This is a genomic window from Fonticella tunisiensis, from assembly GCF_004364155.1.
Classification (GTDB): Bacteria; Bacillota; Clostridia; order Clostridiales; family Caloramatoraceae; genus Fonticella; species Fonticella tunisiensis.
Genome location: NZ_SOAZ01000044.1, coordinates 1 through 9,223, shown reverse-complemented (window position 1 = coordinate 9,223; position 9,223 = coordinate 1). Strand labels below are relative to the sequence as shown.

Genomic DNA, 9,223 nt, shown 5'->3' with positions numbered 1-9,223 from the left:
AAAATCGGAATTTACATATTTCAATTATTATTCATCTAAACCATTACATATCAAGGGGCTACGCCCTATTTATTTTTTTAGCTGCGAAATTTCTGCACTACTTTGATATAATGTCTATTGCCCTTTTCTTATTTTCTATCATTTCGTCAATCCTTTTAATATACTCCCCTACGTCCTTAACGTTTGCAACCCTTTCAATCCTGTTTTCATCCTCAAAAACAAGCTTTGAAACTCCATCGGCTCCCATAGCTATTATTGAAATGTTCTCTGCAATCATCTGAATGTTGTATATACATTCTGTGCTCTCCTTGCAGTATCCTACGTTTTCGAGTGGACTTACCATGTTTTTCTGCCTGTACATATAGTATGGATATAATCCCATGTTTCTTACTTCTTCAGTAGCTATTTCATACATTCTTTCGGCACTCAAGCTCTTATCGGAATATTCCCTTTCATTAAGCACTGATGCTCTTTTTATCGCCATTGTGTGTATAGTCACGTTGTCAGGCGAAAGTACCCTTAATTTTTCCATCGTCCTTCTAATCTCCTCCACGCCTTCACCAGGAAGCCCAATTATCAAATCCATATTAATAACCTTAAAACCTATCATTCTTGCCAATTCATATTTCTCAACAATATCCTCGGAGGTATGGTTTCTTCCTATGCGCCTTAGGGTTTCATCGTTCATAGTTTGTGGGTTTATGCTTATCCTCTCACATCCTGCCTCCTTAATAGCCAGAAGCTTCTCCTCGTCTATAGAATCCGGCCTTCCAGCCTCAACAGTAAACTCTCTAAGTCCCTTTATATCAAGCCTGGATGATAAAGTCTCAAATAACCTTCTAAGCTGTTCAGAGGTTAAGGATGTTGGGGTTCCCCCACCTATATACAGCGTATCAACGTTGATGTTTTTTTCATTAAGGCAATCAAGGGTTGCCGTAATCTCCCTAATAAGTGCATCTAAATATTCTTCCACAACCCTTTGATTTTTTCCCAGAGGATTGGAAGTAAATGAGCAATAAACACATCGTGTTGGACAAAAAGGAATACCTATATATAGGCTCACTGAATTTTCCTTCTTCGTTAAATATCTCTTTTCTCTTTCTGCCACCTCAATTGTAAGTAGAGCCTTATCATACGATACATGATAGTTTGACGTAAGATAGTCTCTTATTTCTTCCCTTTCGTAATTATTCCTTTCAAGCTCATGGACTATCTTTGTTGGTCTTATTCCCACAAGTATTCCCCACGGCATTTTTTTGCCTGTATACTCCTCTGCGGCATTTAAGATGGCCATTTTAATGGCATTTTTTATGTCCTTTTTGTCCAACTGATGTAACTTAATCTGTTTCTTTATAAAAACGTCTCCGTCCTTATAAATATTACATTCAACAGCGTTTCGATTTAAATCCAATACGCTCTCTATATCCCATGAATCACTGGAATTAAAATCAAGCTGTGATTTATCAAAAAACAAATTCAATATTTGAAAAACTTCATATCTGTAATCATGTCCCGTTAGTTTTACTTTAAACATTTCCATCCCCTTAGTAGTCTTCTCTCCATTCATCCCTTAACCTTTTTAAATAGGAATTATCAATATCAAACTCCCTCGCAATCTCCTCATCAGAAAGCCCGTTCTCTAAAAGCTCAATATACCTTTCGTTATCAAGATCCTCAAGAGGGTTTTTAAAATTCCCTGGTTTAACAAAAGAACGCCTTTTTTTCATAAAAAATTCCCCCTACATATATTTTACACATATAGTGCCCAAAAATAGAGGGAATATGCATATTAAATTAAAGAAAAGGATTATACCTTTTCTCATCCCCAACGGTAGTTGACGGTCCATGTCCCGGATACACAACGGTATCATCAGGAAGCGTCAAAATTTTTTCCTTAATAGATCTTATCAACTCTTCATGTGAACTTTTTGGAAAATCAGTCCTTCCAACTGAACCTTGAAACAGTGCATCTCCCGTCAATACAATATTTCCCATCTTCAAAGATACGCTTCCCAAGGTATGTCCCGGCGTTTCAAGGACCTCTATCCTTATATTTCCCAGGTTTATGACATCACCTTCATTTATGTATTCATCTATATCAAACAGCCTTATATCCCTAAGTATCGGTATGAGCTCCTTTGTACCGCCATCCGTCAAATATTCATCCTTCGAATTCATGAGAATTTTAGCTCCCGTTTCCTGTTTTATCTTCCATACTCCTGCTATATGATCCCCATGTCCATGGGTCAATATGATATACTTAACATTTAAATTCAATTTTTTGCATATTCCGAGTATCCCCTCCGGATCTCCACCAGGATCTACTACGGCCCCTTCTAAAGTGTTCTCATCTGCAATAATGTAGCAGTTAGCCTGGAACACCCCTGCGGGATAAACATGAAATATCATTATATCACCTCACATCTTTCCATTCTTCAGCATTTCACCAAAGTAATATATATTTACTTTAAATTAATCCGTATGCTACTCTGAAAAGTCCGTTGGAATAAAAGCAGAAAATATATACAGGTAGGCGCTGCGGTAAAAATACCCCTAAATTAAAAATTCTTCTTACTATCAAGCAGCAGCGTAACAGGTCCATCGTTTACAAGCTCCACATCCATTTTAGCCTGGAACTTTCCTGTCTCCACTTTACCAACATATTTTTTACATTCATTCACAAACTTTAAATACATCTCATTTGCATAATCAGGCTTAGCTGCCATCATATAGTTTGGCCTTCTTCCCTTACGGCAATCTCCATAAAGCGTAAACTGAGATACCACAAGCATATCTCCATCTACATCCATAAGGGAAAGGTTCATCTTTCCCTCTTCATCATCAAAAATTCTTAGATTGGATATCTTTTCAGCAAGGTAATTGACGTCCTCAAGGCTATCCTTCTCCTCGACTCCAAGGAGCACCAACATTCCCCTTCCAATCTCGCCTACAATTTCACCTTCAACAGCAACCTTTGCTCTGCTAACTCTTTGCACAACTGCTCTCATAAAACCACTCCTTAGTTTCTATGTCTGTATACATCGGTCACCCCTGTAATTTTCCTAAAGTCCTTCATAAGTTTATCAAGGTGTTCTATATCGGTTACCTGCAGAGTAAGGCTAATAACAGCATACTGATTTTTATTTGTTCTGGCATTTATGCCCCTTACAACCGTTTTGGAATTTGCAATTGTTGTAGTTATATCGGCTAATAGACCGTATCTATCCAAAGCCTCAATTTGAACATCTGCAAGGAAGTCAGTAGTATGCTCTCCTGTCCATGAAGCATCAACCACCCTGTCCGGTTCAACGCTTGCAAGATGTTCAAAATTCTTACAGTCCCTTCGATGTATGGATACTCCTCTCCCTTTGGTAATAAAGCCTATTATATCATCCCCTGGAACAGGGTTGCAGCATTTTGCAAACCTCGTCATAAGGTCCTTTTCTCCCTTGACTTCAATGCCAGGCTTTTTAGCTTCAACCTTTTGTCTCTTCCTTCCTTCCTGCTGCCTTTCAATAATACCCAGGCGCCTTTGGCCATCAAGTTCATTTTTTCTCATCTCTTCCTTTATTTTGGTTACCACGCCTGCTGATGTTATTGCACCGCTTCCAATTGAAGAGTAAAGGTCTTCCATACTCTGATAATTAAATCTTTTAAGGACCGCATCCATATATTCAGATTTTAAGGCTTCAAAGGCATTAAGCCCCTGCCTTTTTATCTCTTTTTCCAGGCTTTCCTTGCCCTTATCGATATTTTCCTCCTTAAACGTCTTTTTAAACCAGTGCCTTATTTTACTCTTTGCCTGGGAACTTTTTGCAATGTTTAACCAGTCCCTGCTGGGTCCCCTCGATGTTGCAGATGTTATAATCTCCACTATATCTCCTGTTTTAAGCTTATAGTCAAGTGGAACCATTCTTCCGTTAACCTTTGCTCCAACACATTTGTTTCCTATATCGGTGTGAATTCTATATGCAAAATCTATTGGGGTAGAATCAACAGGAAGATCGATGACAGCACCCTTAGGTGTAAATACGAAAACTTCATCGGAGAAGAAATCTATCTTGACCGTCTCCATAAACTCCTTGGCATCTCTGGCTTCCCTCTGATACTCCATTATTTCCCTTAACCATTTAAGCCTGTCATCTATCTTACCATCATTTATTCCCTCTTTATACTTCCAGTGGGCAGCTATACCATATTCTGCAGTCCTGTGCATATCCCAGGTCCTTATTTGAATTTCAAAGGGCTGTCCTCCAGGTCCAATAACCGTTGAATGTAGTGATTGATACATATTGGGCTTTGGCATGGCTATATAGTCCTTAAACCTTCCGGGAATTGGCTTCCATAAAGTATGGACAATACCAAGAGCTGCGTAACAGTCCCTTACGGTCTCCACTATTATTCTAACTGCCAGAAGGTCAAATATCTGGTCAAAGGTTTTGTTTTTGTAATGCATCTTTCTATATATGCTGTAAAAATGCTTTGGCCTTCCTTCAATATCGGCATTTATTCCTGACTGTTTTAGCTTTTCCTTAAGAACAGCCACAATTTGATTAATAGAATTTTCCCTTTCTGCTCTCTTCTGCGCAACCTTGTTTACAAGATCATAATACTCCTCGGGTTTTAAAAATCTTAGGCTCAAATCCTCCAATTCCCACTTAATCTTTGAAATACCAAGTCTGTGGGCAATAGGTGCAAAAATATCAAGCGTCTCCTGGGCCTTTTCTTTCTGTTTATCAGGGGGCATATACTTCAGCGTTCTCATATTGTGGAGCCTGTCAGCAAGCTTTATAAGGATAACCCTTACATCCTTCGCCATAGCAATAAACATCTTTCGTATATTCTCTGCCTGCTGCTCCTCCTTGGATTTATACTTTATTTTTCCAAGTTTGGTTACCCCTTCTACAAGGTTTGCAACTTCCTCATTGAATTCCCTCTTTATATCGTCATAGGTATACTCGGTATCCTCTACAACGTCGTGTAAAAGGGCAGCACATAAAGTATCCGTATCAAGTCCCATTTCTATGAGTATAATTGCCACCTCAACGGGATGGCTTAAATAGGGTTCCCCAGACTCCCTAAACTGATTTTTATGAGCTTTTTCTGCTAAATAGTATGCTTTTTCAATTGCGTTAACATCAACATCCAGTTTGTATTCCTTAATTTTATCCAGTATCCCTTGAAGCATATTAGCCCTCTTTCCTATAACCTACAATATATGGCTGGTATATATACCAGCCATATTTTAAAATAAATTATATATTAACTTACTGCATTTTGCAAATTTTTTCGACAGTACCCATGTTTATTAACTTTAATTAAAATTCATATTGTACCAGCGATATAACATTATAGTCCTTAACCTTGTCCCTACCCCTGAGTCCTTTAAGTTCAATGATAAATCCAAGGGCTGCAACCTCTCCTCCAAGCTGTTCAACAAGCTTTGCTACGGAGCTTATAGTACCTCCCGTTGCAAGAAGGTCGTCAACTATTAAAACTCTTTGTCCAGGCTTTATAGCATCCTTATGTATTTCAAGGGCATCGCTTCCGTACTCAAGCTCATATTCATATCTTAGAGTATCGGCAGGAAGTTTTCCTGGTTTTCTAACTGGGACAAACCCAACGCCAAGGGCATAGGCTACGGGGGTTCCAAATACAAAGCCCCTTGCCTCAGGGCCAACTACTACATCAATGTTAAGATCCTTTACCATATCAACCAATTTATCAATAGTGTATTTAAAGGCTTCTCCATCCTTCAAAAGCGTTGTTACATCTTTAAAACTAATTCCGGGCTTTGGGAATCCCTCTATTACCCTGATCTTTTCCTTCAAATCCATATTTATTCCTCCCAATATTATTTTTCTTTAACCTGCCATGATTCCTAATATACATTTCACTACTTCATTATACATTAAAAAGTCTAAAAATTTAAATACCCATTTCCAATAATATTTAAACCGTCATATTCAGCACAATCCGTCAATTTAAAATTCCATAACTTCTAAACACTTATAAAGTCTTCCTTCAACATTCTCTTTTTAAAATATTCCCGCTTTTTGTTCTCCTGATCAAGGTATTTGGCTATTTGCAGGGCCTTATCATAATCATATGTTATAAACAGCTCAACGGCTATTCTAGCATCGATAAACCTTCCTGCAGCATCTATTCTTGGAATCATTTTAAAAGCTATTTGATTCCTCGTAGCCTTATTATGCATTCCAGAAACCAGCTTCAGTGCCTTAATTCCATGATTTTCGCTTTTATTTATCTTTTCAATCCCATAATCAACGATAGTCCTGTTTTCACCTTTAACATCCCTGTCGTCTGCTATTGTTCCAATGGCTGCAATATCCAGAAAATCCTCAAAATCCTTTAACCCATAATACATCCAAAGAGCCTGAATAAGCTTAAATGCAACACCGGATCCTGAAAGAAATTTACACGGATAAAGGCAATCATGCCTTTTAGGGTTTATTACCAAAGCATCCGATATATCTTCACTTAACTCATGACAATCGGCAATAATTATATCCATACCAAGGGATCTTGCATATTTAATTTCTTGGGTTGAGCGTACTCCCGTATGTACAGTTATAATAAGATCCGCAGCCAGTGTTTTCATATAATCTATCGATTCCTTGTTTATTTTACAGCCTCCATCTATTCTATCGGGGATGTAATAGCCTACATCAACTCCAAGCTTTCTGAAGGCCCTGTACAAAATGGATATGCTTGCAATTCCACCTACATCATAACCGCCAAATATAACTATCTTCTCTCCGCCTCTTATGGCTGCATCAATTCTTGTAACCGCCCTGTCCATATCCTTAAGTAAAAAAGGGTCATGAAATTTTTCATGAGCAAATAGATAGTCCTTTGTTTTATACTGCCATCTTTTCATACAACATATTCCCCTCAATTTACATGAAACATATATATTATAATTGAGATATTGAATATGTGCAATAAAAAATAAGAGCCAGATCAATCGGCTCTTAAACGTATTTTTCTCCTTTTTTCCATAGAACCCATATGGGGCTTGCGATAAATATGGAAGAATAGGCTCCACTTATTATACCTATTATAAGCGGAAGTGCAAATTCCTTTATAGATGGAACTCCAAGTATATAAATAGCAGTTATTGTAAAGAGAGTTGTCATAACTGTATTTATGGATCTTGCCATGGTCTGAGTTATGCTGGCATTGGCAAGTGTTGTATAATCATGGTATTTGTGGGTTCTCCTGTTTTCCCTTATTCTATCGAATATAACTATTGTATCGTTTATAGAATAGCCAAGTATTGTAAGTATAGCTGCAATGAAACTGCTGTTTACCGGAATTTGAAGCAGTGTATATACGGATATAGTAATAAGAACGTCGTGCAATAGCGCTATAATGGCAGCCACTCCGGATTTAATTTCAAACCTTATCCATATATATATGAGCATTAATATAGTGGCAACAGCAACGGATTTTAATGCATTTCTTTTAAGTTCGTTACCCACCGAAGGCCCTATTCTATTGGTTGAAAGGAGGTCCTTATCCGTAAGGTTATACTTTGCTTTAAGATCATTAAAAAGCTTTGGAACCTGTTCATCTGTCAAGTTCCCGCTTATTATTTCCACCTGATTTCCTTCTATCTTCCTTACAGTTGATTGAGGGTCATACTTTTCAGCTATTTGCCTTATCTCCTTTGAATCGAAATCCTTCCCTATGTTCACCGTTACAACTGTACCGCCTCTAAAGTCTACTCCATAGTTAAGCCCCTGTACAACAAGGGATATTAGTCCCGCAAATATTATTATAAGAGATATAGCAAACCAGAGCCTGGTTCTTTCTACTATCTTTAACATATTATCCCCTCCCCCTATGCACCATAGAATTTAGTGTTTTTAATCCATCCTGTATTTACAAAGGTCTTAAGCATGAACCTTGTTATAGTAATTGCAGTGAACATACTTGTCAAAACACCCAGGATGAGGGTTAAAGCAAAGCCTTTTACTGAACCTGAGCCAAGGTAATAAAGCACAAAACCTGCTATTAGTGTCGTAATATTTGAGTCAAGTATTGATGAAAGTGCCCTGTGGAAACCAGCATCTATGGATGATTTCAGAGACTTTCCTATCTTAAGCTCTTCCTTTATCCTTTCAAAAATAAGCACGTTTGCATCAACGGCCATACCTATTGAAAGAAGCATACCTGCAATACCCGGAAGGGTTAGCGTTGCCTTTATTCCTATAAATATTAAAACCGTGAGTATAATATATACAGTAAGTGCAAGGTCAGCAATAAATCCAGGGACTCTGTAGTATAAAAGCATGAAAATCATAACAAGGGAAACTCCTATTACAGCTGCCTTTGTACTTGTTGGTATAGCTTCAGCTCCAAGGGAAGGCCCTATGGTTCTAACTGTTGCTGCTTGAAGTTTTACAGGAAGTGCACCTGATTTGATTATTCCCGCAACTCTTTTTGCCTCATCCAGATCCTTCATACCTGTTATAACCGCTTCTCCATTTGGTATTTCATTTTGAACAGTTGGTGAAGAAATTAAATCTTCATCCATGTATATTGATATAGGCTGCCCAATATATTTCTTTGTAGCCTCTGCGAATTTCTTTGCTCCCGCTTCATTTAGCTTTAACTGAACAACGGGCTGATTTGTTTGAGGGTCAACCCCAACGGTTGAATCCTTAACATCACTGCCAGTTAATATTTCTTCCTTTCCGTCGGGACCTACAAATCTTAACTTTCCTGTTCTTCCAACCTGCTCAAGGGCTGCCTTGGCATCGGATATTCCAGGAATTTCTATTCTTATTCTGTTCCCTCCTGCAATTGCAACTGTGGATTCTGCAACTCCAAGGTTGTTAACTCTAAGCTCCAGCATCTGTCTTGCCCTCTCAAGTGCATCCTGGTCAACGTTTTTATCAACTGCCTCCATCTCAATGTAAACTCCTCCTCTAAGGTCAAGTCCTAGCTTGAGAAGGTCCTTTGCAGCATTAAATCTATAATATGGCCCAAGATTTGCTCCAAACATTAAAAGATAAGCAAATACAATAATTATGATTGCACTTAGAGTAAAGACAAATCCATTTCTTGCCTTCATAAATATCCCCCTTTACTAATGCTGATATTAGTCTCTTGCAAAACCTTGAAAGGCTTAATTTTTAAGGCTCTGCATTCATCTATATGCAGGATATCCCCCAACATTTATCGAATTATATAT

9 protein-coding genes are annotated in these 9,223 nt (G+C 38.0%); all 9 read right to left on the bottom strand.

Annotated features, from left to right (window positions below; translation table 11 throughout):
* Positions 1-97 precede the first annotated feature (97 nt).
* Positions 98-1,534 carry a coproporphyrinogen dehydrogenase HemZ gene (gene hemZ / locus EDD71_RS14625; RefSeq protein ID WP_166636506.1) on the bottom strand — a complete coding sequence of 479 codons (1,437 nt, stop codon included), beginning with the start codon at positions 1,532-1,534 and terminating at the stop codon, positions 98-100.
* A gap of 10 nt (positions 1,535-1,544) precedes the next feature.
* A complete protein-coding gene (locus EDD71_RS14620) occupies positions 1,545-1,727 on the bottom strand; it encodes a helix-turn-helix domain-containing protein (RefSeq protein ID WP_133629461.1) in 183 nt (60 codons plus the stop codon).
* Between the two features lie 67 nt (positions 1,728-1,794).
* Complete coding sequence (locus EDD71_RS14615) at positions 1,795-2,409, bottom strand: MBL fold metallo-hydrolase (protein WP_133629460.1); 615 nt, start codon at positions 2,407-2,409, stop codon at positions 1,795-1,797.
* 149 nt (positions 2,410-2,558) lie between these two features.
* Entirely contained in the window at positions 2,559-3,008 is a 450-nt protein-coding gene (gene dtd / locus EDD71_RS14610; protein WP_133629459.1) for a D-aminoacyl-tRNA deacylase, read from the bottom strand.
* Between the two features lie 11 nt (positions 3,009-3,019).
* A complete protein-coding gene (locus EDD71_RS14605; RefSeq protein ID WP_133629458.1) occupies positions 3,020-5,188 on the bottom strand; it encodes a RelA/SpoT family protein in 2,169 nt (722 codons plus the stop codon).
* A gap of 130 nt (positions 5,189-5,318) precedes the next feature.
* Positions 5,319-5,837: an adenine phosphoribosyltransferase gene (locus EDD71_RS14600; RefSeq protein WP_133629457.1), complete on the bottom strand. Its 519-nt coding sequence runs from the start codon at positions 5,835-5,837 to the stop codon at positions 5,319-5,321.
* A 164-nt stretch (positions 5,838-6,001) separates the two neighbouring features.
* Complete coding sequence (locus EDD71_RS14595) at positions 6,002-6,901, bottom strand: single-stranded-DNA-specific exonuclease RecJ (protein ID WP_133629456.1); 900 nt, start codon at positions 6,899-6,901, stop codon at positions 6,002-6,004.
* Positions 6,902-6,995: 94 nt separating this feature from the next.
* Entirely contained in the window at positions 6,996-7,853 is an 858-nt protein-coding gene (secF, locus tag EDD71_RS14590) for a protein translocase subunit SecF (RefSeq protein ID WP_133629455.1), read from the bottom strand.
* 14 nt (positions 7,854-7,867) lie between these two features.
* Complete coding sequence (gene secD, locus EDD71_RS14585; RefSeq protein ID WP_133629454.1) at positions 7,868-9,103, bottom strand: protein translocase subunit SecD; 1,236 nt, start codon at positions 9,101-9,103, stop codon at positions 7,868-7,870.
* Positions 9,104-9,223: the final 120 nt, after the last annotated feature.